At 62.4% G+C, this 16,024-nt stretch carries 15 protein-coding genes and 1 pseudogene; 5 read left to right on the top strand and 11 right to left on the bottom strand.

What is annotated here, in order from left to right:
- Window positions 1–55 precede the first annotated feature (55 nt).
- From C0617_RS01450 to C0617_RS01425, 6 genes and pseudogenes are all read right to left on the bottom strand, one after another.
- On the bottom strand, window positions 56–841 hold the full coding sequence (locus C0617_RS01450; RefSeq protein WP_291315240.1) for a sugar phosphate isomerase/epimerase: 786 nt from the start codon (window positions 839–841) through the stop codon (window positions 56–58).
- 55 nt (window positions 842–896) lie between these two features.
- The gene (locus tag C0617_RS01445) at window positions 897–2,420 is read right to left on the bottom strand and encodes a cation acetate symporter (protein ID WP_291315239.1); all 1,524 of its coding nucleotides are present in this window, start codon (window positions 2,418–2,420) and stop codon (window positions 897–899) included.
- A 13-nt stretch (window positions 2,421–2,433) separates the two neighbouring features.
- Entirely contained in the window at window positions 2,434–2,763 is a 330-nt protein-coding gene (locus C0617_RS01440) for a sodium/substrate symporter small subunit (protein ID WP_291315238.1), read from the bottom strand.
- A 23-nt stretch (window positions 2,764–2,786) separates the two neighbouring features.
- Window positions 2,787–4,010 (bottom strand): annotated as a pseudogene (gene truD / locus C0617_RS01435) (tRNA pseudouridine(13) synthase TruD).
- Window positions 4,003–4,698, bottom strand: a complete 696-nt coding sequence (gene trmB, locus C0617_RS01430) for a tRNA (guanosine(46)-N7)-methyltransferase TrmB (RefSeq protein WP_291315237.1) — start codon at window positions 4,696–4,698, stop codon at window positions 4,003–4,005. Before trmB ends, truD begins: the two are co-directional and overlap by 8 nt.
- Window positions 4,699–4,913: 215 nt before the next feature.
- Entirely contained in the window at window positions 4,914–5,240 is a 327-nt protein-coding gene (locus C0617_RS01425) for a cytochrome c (RefSeq protein ID WP_291315236.1), read from the bottom strand.
- Between the two features lie 222 nt (window positions 5,241–5,462).
- Between C0617_RS01425 and aroF the strand changes: the two genes are divergently transcribed.
- Window positions 5,463–6,473, top strand: coding sequence for a 3-deoxy-7-phosphoheptulonate synthase (gene aroF / locus C0617_RS01420; RefSeq protein ID WP_291315235.1), 1,011 nt, complete (start codon window positions 5,463–5,465; stop codon window positions 6,471–6,473).
- A gap of 12 nt (window positions 6,474–6,485) precedes the next feature.
- Here aroF and C0617_RS01415 read toward each other — a convergent pair whose 3' ends face one another.
- Window positions 6,486–7,346: a metallophosphoesterase gene (locus tag C0617_RS01415; RefSeq protein WP_291315234.1), complete on the bottom strand. Its 861-nt coding sequence runs from the start codon at window positions 7,344–7,346 to the stop codon at window positions 6,486–6,488.
- A gap of 167 nt (window positions 7,347–7,513) precedes the next feature.
- Here C0617_RS01415 and C0617_RS01410 point away from each other — a divergent pair, with 167 nt between their 5' ends.
- The 3 genes from C0617_RS01410 (at window position 7,514) to priA (ending at window position 12,394) form a co-directional block, all read left to right on the top strand.
- Window positions 7,514–8,710 carry an FprA family A-type flavoprotein gene (locus tag C0617_RS01410; RefSeq protein WP_291315233.1) on the top strand — a complete coding sequence of 399 codons (1,197 nt, stop codon included), beginning with the start codon at window positions 7,514–7,516 and terminating at the stop codon, window positions 8,708–8,710.
- Window positions 8,711–8,852: 142 nt separating this feature from the next.
- On the top strand, window positions 8,853–10,178 hold the full coding sequence (locus C0617_RS01405; protein ID WP_365888833.1) for a sodium:alanine symporter family protein: 1,326 nt from the start codon (window positions 8,853–8,855) through the stop codon (window positions 10,176–10,178).
- Window positions 10,179–10,195: 17 nt separating this feature from the next.
- Window positions 10,196–12,394 carry a primosomal protein N' gene (gene priA / locus C0617_RS01400; protein ID WP_291315231.1) on the top strand — a complete coding sequence of 733 codons (2,199 nt, stop codon included), beginning with the start codon at window positions 10,196–10,198 and terminating at the stop codon, window positions 12,392–12,394.
- Between the two features lie 205 nt (window positions 12,395–12,599).
- Here priA and C0617_RS01395 read toward each other — a convergent pair whose 3' ends face one another.
- From C0617_RS01395 to C0617_RS01380, 4 genes are all read right to left on the bottom strand, one after another.
- The gene (locus tag C0617_RS01395; protein ID WP_291315230.1) at window positions 12,600–13,226 is read right to left on the bottom strand and encodes a response regulator transcription factor; all 627 of its coding nucleotides are present in this window, start codon (window positions 13,224–13,226) and stop codon (window positions 12,600–12,602) included.
- 134 nt (window positions 13,227–13,360) lie between these two features.
- On the bottom strand, window positions 13,361–13,795 hold the full coding sequence (locus C0617_RS01390) for an SH3 domain-containing protein (RefSeq protein ID WP_291315229.1): 435 nt from the start codon (window positions 13,793–13,795) through the stop codon (window positions 13,361–13,363).
- A gap of 178 nt (window positions 13,796–13,973) precedes the next feature.
- Window positions 13,974–14,786: a tetratricopeptide repeat protein gene (locus tag C0617_RS01385; protein WP_291315228.1), complete on the bottom strand. Its 813-nt coding sequence runs from the start codon at window positions 14,784–14,786 to the stop codon at window positions 13,974–13,976.
- Window positions 14,787–15,031: 245 nt separating this feature from the next.
- The gene (locus C0617_RS01380) at window positions 15,032–15,760 is read right to left on the bottom strand and encodes a type II secretion system F family protein (RefSeq protein WP_291315227.1); all 729 of its coding nucleotides are present in this window, start codon (window positions 15,758–15,760) and stop codon (window positions 15,032–15,034) included.
- Between the two features lie 6 nt (window positions 15,761–15,766).
- On the opposite strand from C0617_RS01380, the gene C0617_RS01375 reads away from it, so the two are divergent.
- Complete coding sequence (locus tag C0617_RS01375) at window positions 15,767–16,009, top strand: hypothetical protein (protein WP_291315226.1); 243 nt, start codon at window positions 15,767–15,769, stop codon at window positions 16,007–16,009.
- The last annotated feature ends 15 nt before the right edge of the window (window positions 16,010–16,024 follow it).

Below are 16,024 nucleotides of genomic sequence, written 5' to 3'. Positions count from 1 at the left end.
CCGCCGTCCCATTCCTGCCCCGCTCCGGCGGATCTTGCCGCATTCCTGTCATGCCTCAGAACCGGGTCTCCTGGCAGAGGTAGTCGAAGATTTCCGACATGCTCTCCCGAATGAGCTCCTCTTCCTTGGGGAATTCGTGGGGGGACAGCTCCAGGGTCAGGGCCTCGTTGTACCCCGTCTCGCCCAGATGGTTGAGAAAACGGGTCAGGTGCAGGACCCCGTGGCCGGGCAGCAGGTGCTCTCGGCCGTAGCCGTAGTCGGAGAAGTGGATGTTGCGCATCCTCCCCGAATCGTAGAACCGGTGAAAGTCTTGCAGGAAATTGGCCTTGGACGAGCCCATGTGGGCCGTGTCGAAGGTCATGTAGAGGTTGCGTTCCTGCATGAAGGAGATCATCGCCCCTGTGGCTCCGAGGAGGTAGGGGTTGAGCTTGAAGGCGCCGGAGCAGGGCATGTTCTCGATAGTGATGAGGATCTGGTCTTGACCGACTTCTTTCTGGAAGTTCCTCACCCGGTTGAACCAGCGCCAGAACTTGAACTCCAGAGCCATCCAGGCAGGGGGGTGGAAGTTGATAAGGGGGATGCCGGTATCGAGGGCGAGCCGGGTGGTGCGGTGAAGCTGGTCGATCTTGTTGCCCCAGCCGTCGAGCTCCAGAAAGGGGGCGTGCAGGGAGCAGATCGGGAGGATGGTCTGCAGATCCCGAATCAGGGCGCCATTGTCCTGGTACTGGAAGTCGTAGCCGATGATGACTTCCATGCCATCGAACCCCGTATCCCTGGCGATCTCGAAGACCTTTTCCAGGGGGAGGGTGTATAGGCTGCCGGCGGATAGGACAAGTTTCATAGGACTCTGCAAGCGCGTGAAAGAACGCTCTTTGGGGGCGGACGTTCGTATCGGGCTAAAGGCGGTTAACCTCCTCGGCAAGGAAGCGGCGAATCTCCTCTGGAGGCGGGGGGGTGGCCAGGGAAACGGCGATCATGGTCACAATGACGAGGGGGGCTCCTATAAGTGCGGAGGAGGTCGGCGGGAAAAGGGTCGCGACCAGGGGGAAGGCCCCTCCCAGGAAGAGCGATGCGGTGGTAATGAGAAGGCCGGTCACCATGCCGGCGATGGCCCCGTGCTTGTTTGTCCGGTCCCACCAGATGCCGAGGAGAAAGACCGGGAACAGGGTGTTGCCGGCCAGGGCGAAGGCGACCGCTGTGATCTGGGCGATCAGCCCCGGGGGGTTGACGGCCAGGACCACCACCAGAAGCGCCAGCGCCAGGGTCGCCGTTTTGGCGACTTTCATCAACTGTCTTTCGCTGGCCCGGGGGTTGATGAGGCGGAAGTAGATATCGTAGGAGAAGGCGCCCGCCCCGGTTATGAGCAGCCCGGTGACGGTGGAGAAGGCGGCCACGATCGCTCCGGTGGCAACGATCCCGGTCACCCAGGTCGGCAGGCCGGCCCATTCCCCGGCCATGACCGCGATCAGGTCGGCGACCGCACGGGCCGATTCGGGATCGCCCGCCAGGCCGTTGCGCATCTCCCAGATCTTGGCGAGGGCTCCGTAGGCCGGGGCGCTCCAGTAGAGAAGGCCGATAAAGAAAAGCCCCCAGACCACGCTCCAGCTGGCGTCCCTGATGTTGGGGACGGTGTAGAAGCGGGAGAGGACATGGGGCAGTCCCGCGGTTCCCACCATGAGGGTGAAACAGAGGGCGATCCATTCGAAGGGGGTGCCGTAGGTCCAGGGGGCTGCGTGGGCCGCAGCGGCGCCTTCGGTCAGTTCCCGAATTGCCCCGCCGTAGCCCATCTGGGGGATGAGCCAGGGGAAACCGAGCGTCTTGGCCAGGGCCATCAGGGGCAGGATGAAGCAGAGGATGAGGACCGCGTAGTGGAACTGCTGGTTGCGGGCGACCCCGAGGCTTCCCGATAGGACGAGGTAGGAGATGACCACGGCGGTTCCCAGGAACAGGGCCGGGGTGTAGTCCAGGCCGAAGATCCAGGAAAAAATCAGGCCGATGCCCTTGTACTGGGCAACGCAGTAGACCAGGGTGATCAGTATGGTGATCAGGGCCGACAGGAAACGGGCCACCGGCGAGGCGTAGCGGGCGTCGACGAACTCCGGGGCCGTGTACTTGCCGAAGCGGCGGATCTGGCCCGCCATCAGGAAGAGCAGCAGGACGTAGCCCCCCGTCCAGCCGATCACGTAGGCGAGGGCGAAATAGCCCTGCAGATAGAAGACCCCAGCGATGCCCAGGAAGGAGGCGGCGCTCATCCAGTTGGAGGCGATTGCCGCCCCGATCCCGAGGCGGCCGAAGGAGCGTCCCCTGACCAGGTAGTACTCCCCTTTGCTGGTTCGACTGGCCAGTCCGACCATGACCGAGAAGACGAGAAAGGCCATCAGCAGCAGGGCTGGAGCCATTTTGAAGTCACCGGCAGTCATACGCCCTCCTTATTTAATGGCGACGGTACGTCTCCGACAGCCGGTCGATGAAGACATTGAACAGAAAACAGAGCAGGATGAAAAAAAGGACAAGGAACTGCCCGGTGAACCAGTAGTAAAAGGGGAAACCGAGGAAGCTGGCCTCGGTAAGGGGCCCGACTCCGGACGGGTTGCGCTGGCTCAGGGCGAGCCAGAACTGGAAACCGAAGGTGGCGAGGGCCCATCCCGCGAGCATGGTCCAGATGCAGATCGCCTCCTTGCGCATGTATCCGGGGCGGGGGCGGAACAGGTTGACGCGGTAGTCCCTGGGCGCCCCGCCGTCGGGGGGGTGTTCCTGTCGCATGCTGTCCTCCCTGAAGAGTGGCCTTAATGGTCCCCGTGAAGGGTGTCGTTCTCCGGGGGCTTCATGATCTCCCGCAGGACGCTTGTGGCGTAACTTCCCCTGGGAAGTCCGAACCCAAGCAGCAGGTCATCCCCTTCCTGGCGAACCTCGGCCCCGGTCAGGGGCACCCGCAATGGGCGGCGCTCCCCTTCCATACTCAGGCCCCGCTCCAGGCGGAAGTCCTCGGTCCGCAGACTTTCCTTCTCCAGCAGCGCTTCTTCCAGAATGCCCGCCTGGCCACCGGCCAGGGTCACTTTGTAGCCGAACAGGGGGGCCGAGGGGCTGATTTCCAAACGGTCGGCGCGGGGTTGCTCGGCGGCCGGCTCTTCAACCGTGAAGCAGGCGCCGTTGCCGTGCTTGTATGCCAGGTCTCCAGGCCACAGGGTGCAGAGGGTGGCGAGGCGCATGGCGACCAGGCGATCGAAGAGGCTCGACTGGTAGGCGGAGAGGTAGAGGCGCAGCAATTTGCGCGGTAATCAGAGGACCGCCTTGCCGGCCGGTCGGCCTGCCAGGAGGTCGCGGATCAGGGCGCGCTCGTTGCGCATGCGGGGGGGCAGGGCGGCCAGGGCTCCCTCGAGGTCTCCTGCCGCGAAACGTTCGGCACCCTGGCGCCACCGCGCGTTGCTGATCCGGGCCGGATCTCCAAGGACCTTGCCGGCGGCGGCCTCGTACTCTTTGCGCAGCAGGGCCCGGCCGACCAGGTGGGAGTTGCCGAGGGAGCCGTAGCGCTGCTGTCCGAAAAGGTTGGGGACACCGAACTCCTGAAGGGCGCCGAGGGTGGCCCGGGCAGCCTCCAGGGCGTCGCCTTCGACCTGCCGGACGCGGATGGCGAAGCGGTTGCCGGCGAGGTGCCCTGGGCGCAGCTTGTTGCCGTGCAGGGTCGCGGAGAGGATGCGCACCCCCTCCAGGTTCAGGCCCTGGATTTGCTCCGGGAGCACTCCGGGAATGGAGACGGTCTGCCGGGTGGTGGCCCGGGCGTCCTTGAGCCCGGCGTAGCCCATGTCCCGCTCCTTCACCCCCAGGGCCCGCGCCAGGCGCTCCATCATGGCGAAGGTGGTCAGTCCCTGCTTTTCGACCTGGAGATAAAGGTGCTCGCCTTCGCCGCAGGGGGCGTAGAGGGGGATTTCCTCGACCAGAAAGTCCTCCGGCGTCTCCTTGATGAGACCGCCGGTGCCCGGGATCTGGGTCGTGAGGTAGGGGCTACTCATTGCCGGCCTTGTCCCAGCGGACCCGGAAGCCGCGGCAGACTTCGGGAGGGGAGTCGATGTCGACGCCCTTCTGCTTACGGTAATGCATGAAGTGGATCGGCTGGCCCTTGTCGAGGAAACGGCGCATGTACTTGGATAGGGGGTAGCCTGGAAGGGTCGTGGTGTAGGGTGAGGCGAGGCAGTTGGCGAAACCCTTGTGGCTTTGGAGAAGGTCCGCCACCTCGTGGGCGTAGTTGGCGAAATCGGGGCTGAAGAAGAAGTCCCCGCTCGGACCCAGGGAGTAGAGCAGCAGGTCGAGGAAGTCCTTGTTGACCAGGCGGCGCCGACGGTGCCTCTTCTTCGGCCAGGGGTCGGGGCAGTTGACGAAGACCGCTGCCAGACTTCCGGGTCCAAGGACGCGGGAGAGGAGGTAGCGGGCCTCCAGGCGCATGACTCGCAGATTGTCGAGTTGGGCCTCGTCCGCCTTGCGGCAGGTCTTGAAGCAGCCCTGGTTGTAGATGTCGATGGCCAGGAGGTTGGTGGCGGGGTTTTTGCGGGCCCATTCCAGGGCGAAGTGCCCGGTGCCGCAACCGATCTCGAGGGCCAGGGGGCGGGGGGCGCCGAAAAAGCCCGACAGGTCGGAATCCTCTCCCAGTTGCTCCTCCCGGATGAAATTCGGGGACGTGATCTCGATCATTCTTTGGGTCATCTGAAGCGGTCATCCTCCAAGCTGGTTTTTCGGGGGGATAAGCCCCCGCGGGTACTGCGCCAAGTTTAGCCCATCTGCCGGGGGAGTGCAATTAAGATGTTGGGATCGTTCCGGAAACTCACCCCGGCGGTTCGCCGCAATAGCCCGGCCTTCTTCCGCAGGTCAGACGGATCGACCGGCTGCGCGTCCGATCGATCCGTCATTGGGGCAAAGCTTTACTTCAGTCCTGCCAGGTAATCGGCGATGACCGTCAGGTTCTCTTGGGGCAGGTGCTTGTAGGAGGGCATGAGAGACTTTTCGTTGAGGGCCTTGGGGTCGGTCAGCTGCCGCATGACCTGGTGGGAGTCGAGGCGAGCGCCGACTCCATCCAGGGCGGGGCCGAGGCTGCCGCCCTGTCCGCCGATGGAGTGGCATCCCCGGCATCCTTGGGCGTTTATCAGTTCCAGGGCCCGGTCTTCCGGCTCCGCCCCGAGCAGGGGGGCGGCGAGAATCAGGGAGGCGGAGGCGGCGACGAGAAGGGTGGCGAGGGCTCTTCGGTCCATGACGGGCATCTCCTTTGAGGGGCGAAGGGGCAGTGGCGGCCGCGGGCAGGCCGACGCCGGAAAACATGACATGTCCTCAATATTACTCCATCCCAGGGGCTCGCCGGAAGGAAAAAAGTTGTATTCCCCCCCGGGGAGGGCTAACCTTAAGGCCTGAATGGCCCATGCGCGGGGACGGGCCAGTTTTCCGCCGATTCTTTTTGTTCAAGGAGATGTATAGTTATGCTTATCGTCATGCATCACAGCGCCCCAGCCGATCAGATCGAGGCCGTGCGCCGGGCGGTCGAGCAGATGGGACTGCGGGCGGAGCCGATTCCCGGCAGCGAGCGGACCGCCATCGGCGTTCTCGGCAACCAGGGATATGTCGATGATACCTCCATTCGCCATCTGCCCGGCATCCGGGAGATCATCCACGTCAGCAAGCCCTATAAAATGGTTTCCCGCGATTTTCATCCCGCCTCCACGGTGGTGGAAGTTGGCGGGGTTTCGGTGGGGGAGGGGCATCCCCCCGTCATCATCGCCGGCCCCTGCTCCATCGAGAGCGAGGAGCAGATGGTCGAGGCCGCACTCCTGGTCAAGGGCGCGGGGGCGCAGATCCTTCGGGGGGGGGCATTCAAACCCCGCACCGGCCCCCATTCCTTCCAGGGACTCGGCAAGGAAGGCCTCAAGTACCTGCGGCGCGCCGGGGACGAGGCGGGCATGCCGGTCATCACCGAAGTGATGCGCATCGGGCAACTCGATGACGTCTGCCGCCACGCCGACATTCTTCAGATCGGAGCCCGTAACATGCAGAACTTCGATCTGCTCAAGGAGGCCGGGAAAACCGGCCACCCGGTCCTGCTCAAACGGGGAATGAGCGCCACCCTCGAGGAATTCCTGGCCGCCGCCGAGTACATCCTGGCCGAGGGCAACTCCCGGGTGATCCTCTGCGAGCGGGGGGTGCGAACCTTCGAGAGGGCCACTCGCAATACCCTGGACCTGTCGGTGGTCCCTCTCATCAAGGAGATGAGCCACCTTCCCATTATAGTCGATCCCAGTCACGCCACGGGCAAACGCAGTCTGGTGCCGGTCATGGCCAAGGCCGCCCTGGTGGCAGGCACCCATGGCCTCATGATCGAGGTCCACCCGGCCCCGGAGAAAGCTCTCTGCGATGGGGCTCAGAGCCTGGCCGGACCGGGCTTCAGGGCGCTCATGGACGAGATGCGGAGCTTGATGTCATACCTGGGTTACTGAGCCGGGGGGACCTCAGGCGGCGTGGAGCCGCAGCAGGGTGATCTCGGGCCGACACAAAAAACGGACCGGAAGGATGCTGGTCCCCACTCCGCGAGTCACGTAGAGGGGCGTCTCTTCGGGCCCTACCCGGTAGAGTCCTTCGATGAAGGGCTCCGAAAAGCGAGGCAGGTAGAAGGGCGGGACAAAGGGGAGGCGGACCTGGCCGCCGTGGGTGTGGCCGCAGAGGATGAGATCGATCCGTCCCTCCAGAGCTTGGTGGTCGAATGCCGGCACGTGGGAGAGGAGCAGGTTGACGCGCTCCGGTGCGGCCATTCGAGCGAGCAGTTTCACCCGGTCGGATGGGGAGGGATAGTCGAGCCCGAGGACGGACAGGGGGACCCCGTGCAGGTCAAGGTCGTGGCTCCGGTTGATGAGGAGGGTGGCGCCCCATCGGGCAAAGTGCCTGCGCAGGTTCTCCCCTTCGAGCCGCGCCCAGTACTCCCAGTTCCCCTGTACGGCGAAGATGCCTCCCGGGGCCTTGAGCATGCTCACGAAGCGCTGCACCCCGTCAAGGTTCCGGCGCTGCTCGAGGTAGTCGCCGGTCAGGAGGATGAGGTCCGGTTCGAGACCGTTGACGGTCCGTGCCACTTTTTCGAAGTAGCCGTGAAATGAACGGATGTGCAGGTCCGAGAGGTGGACAAGGCGCAATTCCCGGCCCGGCGGGACCTTGGCCAGGGGCAGGACCACCTCCTGCACCTGGAAGGCCCGCGGTTCCCGGACCAGGGCGTCGGCCAGAACCAAACCTCCTGCAGCGCCGCCGCCGAGCAGGAAGGCTCGCCGGGACACTCTCGAGCGTCTCCGGTTCTTCTTGTTCTCTTCCGCCTCCCGATTCACCCTTTTACCTCTCCTGCGTTTTCCAAGAGCAGCAACGGCCGTTGCAGCCAATATACCATGGCCGGCCGGTTCCACCAAGGTCGCCTTGTCTCTTCCTGGAGGTTGGGGTATATTCCGGAGAAGAGCCTTTCCCTCCCTTGAGCGATCATTGAGAAAGGGGTGAATCCATGTCCGGCAGCCGTGAAGTTTGTGCAGGCGTCCACTGGGTCGGGGCCAAGCACCCCGAGTTGAAGGTTTTCGACGAGCTCTTTCCCACCCGGCACGGCACCACATACAACGCCTTCCTGGTCCGGGGGCGGCAGAAAGTGGCCCTGATCGACACGGTCAAGGCGCCTTTCGCCGATCGTTACCTGGAGACCGTCCGCAGCCTCGTTCCCCTGGAGATGATCGACCTGGTGGTGGTCAACCACACCGAACCCGACCATTCGGGCGCCCTGGAGAAGCTGCTTCTGCACAACCCTGAAATCGAGGTCTACTGCACCCGCCCCGGGGAAAATTTCCTCAAACAGCTGATCGAGGCGCCGATGCGGACCCACGTCGTGGCCGACGGGGAGGAAATCGACCTGGGAGGCAGGACCCTGCGCTTTGTGCTGGCCCCCTACCTGCACTGGCCCGACACCATGTTCACCCATCTCCCCGAGGAGAAGGTCCTTTTCCCCTGCGACGCCTTCGGGGCCCATTATTGTGCAGACGGTCTGTTCGACGACGAGGTGCCCGACTTCTCCTCCGAGTTCGCCCACTACTTCTACACGATCATGCGTCCTTTCAAGGATAAGATCCGGGAAGCGGTGGCAAAGGTGGAAGGTCTTGATCTCAGCCTCGTCTGTCCCTCCCACGGGCCACTCCTGCGACGCGACCCGATGGATGCGGTGAGAGCCTACCGCCGCATGGCGGCAGCTCCCCCTTCGACAGGAGCCAAGCGGGCCCTGCTGCTGACCCTCTCCCCCCATGGAAACACCCGGACCATGGCCAAGGCGGTGCGCGCCGGGCTCGAAGCCCGGGGTGTCGAGGTGCTGGAGCGGGCCATCATTGACATGAAGGACGAGGAACTGCGCGACGAGATCGAGCGGGCCGATGCCCTTCTCGTCGGTACCCCCACCATCAACCGGGACGCGCCCCCGCCGGTCTGGAAGGCCCTGTCCCTCCTCTCGAGCGTGACCCCCAAGGGCAGGGTGGGGGCGGTGTTCGGTTCCTTCGGCTGGAGCGGCGAGGCGATCAAAATCGTCGAGGAGCGGCTCCTGGGGCTCAAGTACACCCTTGCGGCCCCCGGTCTCTCGTTCCGGTTCCGCCCCACCGAGGAGGATCTTCAGGCCTGCCGGCAGCTTGGCGAAGCGGTGGGCCAAGCCCTTTCGGACGAGGTATAACAATTTTGCATCCGGCGCCGGAGCATCTTGTGGGTCGGCCTTTTCCCGCCCTTTTCCCTTTGAGCGGCCATGCCGCCTGATGCGTCTGGGTCGCTGAATTCCCTGAAGAACAGAAGTGGAGGAAACGGTGCTGTCTCAAGCCATGTCCAGTCTGAACAGTTTTGTCTGGGGCCCTTACATGCTGGCCCTGCTGGTCGGAACGGGGATATTTCTGAGTCTGCGGCTCGGTTTCCTGCAGTTCACCTACCTGCCCAGGGCTCTGAAACTGGTCTTTAGCCGGAGCGGCAAGGATCTGGGCGAGGGGGACATCACCCCCTTCCAGGCGCTGACCACTGCCCTGTCGGCGACGATCGGCACGGGAAACATCGCGGGGGTGGCGACGGCCATTTACCTGGGCGGCCCCGGCGCCATCTTCTGGATGTGGGTCTGCGCCCTGTTCGGCATGGCGACCAAGTACGCCGAGGCGGTCCTGGCGGTGAAGTATCGGGAACATCTCCCGGACGGCACCATGCAGGGCGGACCTATGCGTTACATTGCCGAGGGGCTTGGGCTGAAGTGGCTCGGCTGGCTGTTCGCCCTTTTCGGCAGTCTCGCCGCCTTCGGTATCGGCAGCATGGTCCAGTCCAACTCGGTGGCAGTGGCCCTGGAGACCACCTGGAGCGTGCCGCCGCTGGCTACCGGGCTTGTGTTGGCCCTGCTTACCGGGGCGGTCATCATCGGCGGCATCCGGCGCATCGGCAAGGTGACCGAAAAGCTGGTGCCGACGATGGCCCTCTTCTACGTGGCGGGGGCCCTGGTCATTCTGGTCCTTCACGCGGCCCATATCCCCCAGGCCCTCAGCCTGATTTTCAGCCACGCCTTCGCCCCCGCGTCGGCCGCCGGCGGATTTGCCGGGGCGACGGTGGCCGCCGCGGTTCGCTTCGGGGTGGCCCGCGGGGTCTTTTCCAACGAGGCAGGCCTTGGCAGCGCCCCCATAGCCCATGCAGCAGCCCGCACCGAGAGCGCAGTGCGCCAGGGCCTCATCGCCATGACCGGGGTCTTCTTCGACACAATCATCGTCTGCTCCATGACCGCCCTGGTGATCCTCTCCACCGGGGCCTGGCAGAGCGGGGAGACCTCCAGCGCCCTGACCTACATGGCCTTTCAGCAGGGGCTGCCCGGTCCCGGAGGACTCATCGTCACAATCGGCATCGCGGTCTTCGCCTACTCGACCATGATCGGCTGGGCCTATTACGGCGAGGAGTGCATAGAATATCTCTTCGGGCTCAAGGCGCGGACCCCCTACCGTTACGTCTTCTGTTCGGTGGTCGCCCTCGGCGCCTTTCAGAAGGTCGGGTTCGTCTGGGACTTCTCCGACACCATGAACGGCGCCATGGCCATCCCCAACCTCATCGGTCTGCTTGGGCTCTCCGGGGTCCTGGTCAAGGCCACTCGGGAGGGTCTGGCCAGCCCTGAAACCCTGAGCTGAGCCGGGAGCCGCCGCAGTTGAATTCCACAACCTCGATCGCTGTCGTGGCCGTTGCCGCTCCGCTGGACAAAACCCTCTTCTACAGGATTCCGGAGAGACTGCGGGAGAGGGCCCGGGTGGGGATGCGCCTGCGGGTGCCCCTCGGGCGCCGGCGGGTCGTCGGCTACCTGCTGGAGCTTCGCCTCGGCGACCCCGCGGGGCTCAAAGACATCGATGAGGTCCTCGACGACGAACCCCTTTTCCCCGAATCCCTTGTTCCCTTTTTCGTCCGTGCCGCAGACTATTACCGGTTTCCTCTCGGGGAGGTCATCCGGACCGCCCTGCCGGCCGGCCTCTCGGGGCGGGGCGAGGGCGTTTCCGTGCGTCGCGAGCGGGTCTTTTCCCCGTGCCAGGGAGAGGGGGAACCCTCCGGGCCGAAGCAGCGTGCCATCCTGTCCTTTCTTCGCTCCCGCGGCGCGGTGCCACTGCCTGAGCTGCGGGAACATTTCCCCGAACCCCACGCCCCGTTGAAGCGCCTGCTGGAGCAGGGGCTGGTCGAAGAGTCTTCGGTGGAGAGCCTGCGCGACCCTTTTTCCGCCCTCCCGCCGGAGCCTGACCGCCCCGTCGAGCCGAGCGATGAGCAGTCGTCGGCCCTGGAGAGGATCGAGCAGGCCCTTGTTGCGGGAGATTTTTCCCCCTTCCTGCTTCACGGGGTAACCGGCAGCGGCAAGACCGAGGTCTACCTGCGGGCCATCGATTCGGCCCTCAAGCGGGGCAAACGGGCCCTGGTACTGGTCCCGGAAATCGCCCTCACTCCCCAACTCGTGGGTCGATTCCGGGCCCGTTTTCTGCCCTCCGACACCGCCATCGCTGTTCTGCATTCCGGGCTTTCCGATGGTGAGCGCTACGATGCCTGGCGGAGCATCGCCCGTGGGGACGTGCCGATCGTCATCGGGGCCCGTTCGGCGGTCTTTGCTCCCCTCCAGGACCTGGGCATCATCGTCGTTGATGAAGAGCACGAAAGCAGCTACAAGCAGGGCGAGGGGTTTCGCTATCATGCCCGCGACCTGGCCTTGCTCCGGGGCCAGATGTGTTCCGCCGTCGTTCTCCTCGGTAGCGCGACCCCGGCACTGACGACCTTCCAGCGGGCCAAGACCGGTTCCTGCGGCTACCTGCCTCTCGGCAGTCGGGTTCAGGACCGGCCCCTTCCCGAGGTGTGCCTGGTCGACCTCGCGCAGGAACGCCCCGAGGGGACTCTCTCCGCACCCCTCGCCGAAGCCCTGGCGGAAACCCTGGTGCGGGGGGAACAGGCCCTGGTCCTTCTCAACCGGCGGGGTTTCGCCCCCTTCCTGCTCTGTCAGGATTGCGGTCAGACCTTCCGCTGCCCTAACTGCGAAATCACCCTCACCTTTCATCAACGGCGGCGCCAGTTGCGCTGCCACTATTGCGACTATCAGTTGGTTCCGCCGGAACTCTGCCCCGGGTGCAAGGGGGGAAACCTGCAGCCTGAAGGGGCCGGAACCGAACGCCTCGAAGAAGAGTTGGCGGACGTTTTTCCCGAGGCCCGCATCGGCCGAATGGACCGGGACACCACCGGTCGCAAGGGGGCTCACCAGGACCTGGTCAGTCGCATGCGGGACGGGGAGTTGGACATCCTGGTCGGCACCCAGATGGTGGCCAAGGGGCACGATTTCCCCGGGGTCACTCTGGTCGGGGTGGTCAACGCCGATAACACCCTCAACTTTCCGGATTTCCGCAGCGCCGAGCGCACCTTTGCCCTGCTCACCCAAGTCGCCGGAAGGGCCGGACGCGGGCAGCGGCCGGGTCGGGTCTTTATCCAGACCTATTCCCCCGACCACTATGCTCTGGCCTGCGCCGCAAACCACGACTACCAGGAGTTCTACGAGCAGGAAGCTGGTTTTCGCCAGGTGCTCGGTTATCCCCCCTTTGGCTACCTGGTCAACCTGGTCCTGGCCGGCAACGACGCCGACAGGGTGGGCAAGGCCGCCGCGCAACTCAGCGCCGATCTGCAGCCGGCACCGGGCGGACTCGAGGTCCTCGGTCCCGCTCCCTGTCCCCTAGCTAGGTTGCGGGGCAAGAGCCGCATGCAGATCCTGCTCAAGGCCCCGCTGCGCGCCCCTCTGCGGCAGGCTCTTGCACAACTGGACGCCGTAAAGGGGAGGATTCCCTCAGGGGTGAGTTTAGTGGTCGATGTCGATCCCCTCGACATGTTGTGATTCCCTGGAGAACCCAAAGAAATCCGGTGCCCGGCCTCTGCCGGGCTTTTTTGTGCACGGGGACGCGCAGGGACTTGTTCGTCGAAGGAACCTTTTGGGGCGAGGGTGTTTGTCAGGGGGGAGTGCGGCTTCATGCGGACTCATCAACCGAGTCCGCATGGTTGGGCAGGGCAAAGCAAAGGAAGGGGCCTCGGCAGCGAAGAGGCTAGGCCAGGCGACTGGGGTACATCTGCGATGCCAAGAGGGCCAGTTTGAGTCGGTTGGAGACGCCGAACTTTTTGAAGAGGTGGTTGCAGTGAGATTTTACGGTTAATTCGCTGATGGACAGCTTCTCTGCCGTCTCCTTGTTGGTCATGCCCTCGCAGATGCAGTCGAGGATTTCCTTTTCTTTTTTGGTCAGGCTGATTTTCTTATGGGCGTTTTGGGAACTGCTCAAGGACTCTGTGAGGGTCTTCCTGTCGATCCACAACTCGCCGGCATGGACTGTTGCAATGGCCTTTTTCAACAGGTCGGAATCGTAGCTCTTGTGAAAGATGCCCACCAGTCCTTTGGCAATTAGTTTTTGCAGACCGCCGTTTCCAAAAGGGGCCTTTCGGTCGTCGGTGATCAGGATGGTTTTTGCGGGAAGTTTTTTTTCATAGTTATTGACCAGGAAATTGCAGCTCGGCAGGTCGGCCACGATAACATCGGGGTCGTTTTGCAGGATGCCGCTGACACCCTCGTCACCGGCGTGGATGCCCACAATTCGCAGGCTTTTATCCTCTTCCAAAAGTTTTTGCAAGCCTTCGGCGAAGAGTCTGTAGCCGCAGTAGATAAGAACGTTGATGGCCATCTTGTTTCCTTTCCGGCACGGGGTGAAGATTCCGGGGCGTGTTGAGGAAAACCCGATTCCCGTTTCAGCCCTACAGAAGGAGGAATCGTCCCACCGGTGTTCGAACATCGACGGTGGTTTGGGGGGGACTCAAGTCATTGCCCCCAGGTGAGCGAACTGGAAACCCAGCCCCGTTCTCCGTCTTCGTGTTCCACCTCCAGCCACAATCCTTTTTCTCCCATGACCCGGAAGACCACCCCCTGATATGCATGGAAGGTGACGGGGTAGTTGGTGCCGGGGCCCTTCCTTACATTCATCCGGTCCACTTCAACCACGACGCTTCTAGAATGGTCCACCATTGATTTGTGAATCCACCCCCTGTGGTCCTGAAAATCTCTCACCTCATAGTAGTCCCCCCGGGACGCTTGAACAGAAAGGGGGTAGTAGCGGGGGACCTGCATCACAACGTAGGAATTCGTGGGTGAGGGCTTGCTGCGCAATTCAGCAGTTTCGGAAATCACCGAGACGATTTCCGCCTGACACGTTCCCCACAGGAAGAAGGACAGAATGAACCCCAAGACGTATTTCACATATCCCTCGAATTGATTGGAATCTCTCATTTAGTTAATACGATAGCTGAATAGGGATCTATTTCAATGGCGGGTGACTAAAATCCAACCATTGCCCAAAACCGACTCCCTCATGTGTGGAAGAAACACCAACTTAAGTGTGAAGGTCTGATTCAATGGATTCTCCATGTCACGCCTCTTACGGCTCGGAACGGGAGCGCAGGCGGGCGAGTTGATCGAGGTTCTCCTGGGCCCGGGGATAGAACCTTGGGTTGAGTTTCATTGCCTGCAAAAAAGCCTCCTCGGCCCTATCCCAATGGCCTTGGGTCATATAAAGATATCCGAGGTTGTTGAAGGCCGCAGGTTTGCCGACTGCTTCCTCGAACAGTTGCAGGGCCTTGTCCTCGTCTCCATGCAGGGCGTAGGCGGTTGCCAAATTGTTCAGAATCTGCCTGTCGCCGGGGTCCTGCCCGAGGGCGGTGCCAAGGGCTGTAATCGCGTCGGAGTAGCGTCCCTGAAGGAGGAAGTTGAAGCCCAGGTTGTTGTAGGCCGAGGCCGCCTCGGGCTGGGTCTGGACAATCTGGGAAAAAAGAGGTTCGGCGAGCATCTCTTCTCCCATGTCATCGTAGGTTATGGCCAACTCCGTCATTGACTCCTGGTCGCCGGGGTTGCGGTCGAGGAGTTTGCGAAGAAAGACCACCGCGGTTTCGTGCTCTCCGAGTTCCCTCGAAAGAATCGCCAGGGACAACAGGGCAGGGCGATGCAGCGGGCCTTCTTTCACGGCTTGCTGATAGGCCTGCTGCGCCTCTTTCAATTTGCCCCCCCTCTGCAGGATCTGGCCCATACCGACGTAGGGTGCTGGGGAATGGGGGGCTTTTTTGAGGGCCAGGCTGAAGTGCAGTTTGGCCAATTGAAGATTGTCCTTGGCCAGGTGGAGGTTGCCTTCCCGCACCAGTTCCGCAGGAGACAGTTTTTCCAGCTGTTTTTGTTGAATTGCGTCCTGGGAGGGCAATTTACCCTCAGGGATGTCCGAATAGTTTCCGTTCAGGGTCTGAACGGATGTGGTGCAAGAGCACAGGCCCAGAAAAATGAAACAGAACAAGAGTTGTCGGCCGACACGAGTCGATGTTTTTTTGAAATTTTTCTCTGGCGAAGTATTCGAAACCGGGTTCAAAGTCTTTCCTCCTGTCGATATGAAATCAATCTTGATGTCCATGGCTTGCGTTGGTTCGCCCTGTTGAAGGCCGCACCGCCCTCTTAGTTGCCGCTCATTGCGGGGAAGAGAATGGTGACGATCTTGATGGCCGCCGGACCGACGAGAACCACGAAGAGGGCCGGGAAAATGAAAAAGATCAAGGGGAACAGGAGCTTGACCGCCGCCTTGGCCGCTTTCTCTTCGGCCATCTGGCGCCTCTTGACCCGCATGCTGTCGGCGTGTACGCGCAGAGACTTGGCCAAACTCGTTCCGAAACGGGCGGTCTGAACCAGAATGGTCATCAGCGCGTTGATTTCCGAGATTCCCGTTCGCAGGGCCATGTTTTTCAAGCTTTCGTGCCGTGGCCTCCCGCCCCGGATCTCCAGGTTTGTGAGGAAGAATTCATCGCTGAGGTCCTGGTTCATGGGTCTGATTTCCTCACCGATCCTTTTAAAGGTCATGTCCAGGCCGAGGCCGGCTTCCACACAGACGACCATCAGGTCCAGGGCGTCGGGCAGGGCCTTGACGATTCTCTGCTGCCGCGCCTTGGTGAGGTAATGGAGGAATAGATTGGGAAGAAGAAAGCCGGCAAGGGCTAGAACCAGGCACAGTGCGGCTGCCTCGGCGTTGAAGCCGTAAAAGAAACGGGTGCCTACCAGGATGGCGGGGAAGACGACGGCGCCAACCACCTTGGCGGCAAGGTAGTTCTGGTAAGCTCGTTCCGAACGGAAACCCGCCTGGATAAGCTTGAGGCGCAGTTTTTTCTTTGTGGCTCCTTCGGCTGGAGCCACGACATTATGCAGGGGCTTGGCGATCTTGCCGACGAAGCCCTGCTGTTCTTCTTCAAAGAGTCGGATTTTCTTTTTGCTTTGTTCGGGTTCCTTTTGGCTCAAGGTGAGGCGTTTCAGGCGCCGCTGCAGGACGTTGCTGCGGGTAAACAGGAGATAAAGACCAAGCACGAGGCCGACAGCGGCCAAGAAGGTCATGGCGAGAACGCCGAAGTACTCTGGGGTTTCCAGGATAGAAAAAAACGAATTTAAAAGCCTGTTCATCCC

This window comes from Desulfuromonas sp. (assembly GCF_002868845.1).
Taxonomy (GTDB): Bacteria; Desulfobacterota; Desulfuromonadia; order Desulfuromonadales; family BM501; genus BM501.
The sequence above is the reverse complement of the archived record's forward strand: the minus strand, read 5'-3'. Positions and strand labels throughout refer to the sequence as shown.

Coding starts and splice junctions, on each gene's coding strand:
- C0617_RS01450 (WP_291315240.1), bottom strand. CDS start 841: ATGAAACTTGTCCTATCCGCCGGCAGCCTATACACCCTCCCCCTGGAA.
- C0617_RS01445 (WP_291315239.1), bottom strand. CDS start 2,420: ATGACTGCCGGTGACTTCAAAATGGCTCCAGCCCTGCTGCTGATGGCC.
- C0617_RS01440 (WP_291315238.1), bottom strand. CDS start 2,763: ATGCGACAGGAACACCCCCCCGACGGCGGGGCGCCCAGGGACTACCGC.
- trmB (WP_291315237.1), bottom strand. CDS start 4,698: ATGACCCAAAGAATGATCGAGATCACGTCCCCGAATTTCATCCGGGAG.
- C0617_RS01425 (WP_291315236.1), bottom strand. CDS start 5,240: ATGGACCGAAGAGCCCTCGCCACCCTTCTCGTCGCCGCCTCCGCCTCC.
- aroF (WP_291315235.1), top strand. CDS start 5,463: ATGCTTATCGTCATGCATCACAGCGCCCCAGCCGATCAGATCGAGGCC.
- C0617_RS01410 (WP_291315233.1), top strand. CDS start 7,514: ATGTCCGGCAGCCGTGAAGTTTGTGCAGGCGTCCACTGGGTCGGGGCC.
- C0617_RS01405 (WP_365888833.1), top strand. CDS start 8,853: ATGTCCAGTCTGAACAGTTTTGTCTGGGGCCCTTACATGCTGGCCCTG.
- C0617_RS01395 (WP_291315230.1), bottom strand. CDS start 13,226: ATGGCCATCAACGTTCTTATCTACTGCGGCTACAGACTCTTCGCCGAA.
- C0617_RS01375 (WP_291315226.1), top strand. CDS start 15,767: ATGCAGGGGCTTGGCGATCTTGCCGACGAAGCCCTGCTGTTCTTCTTC.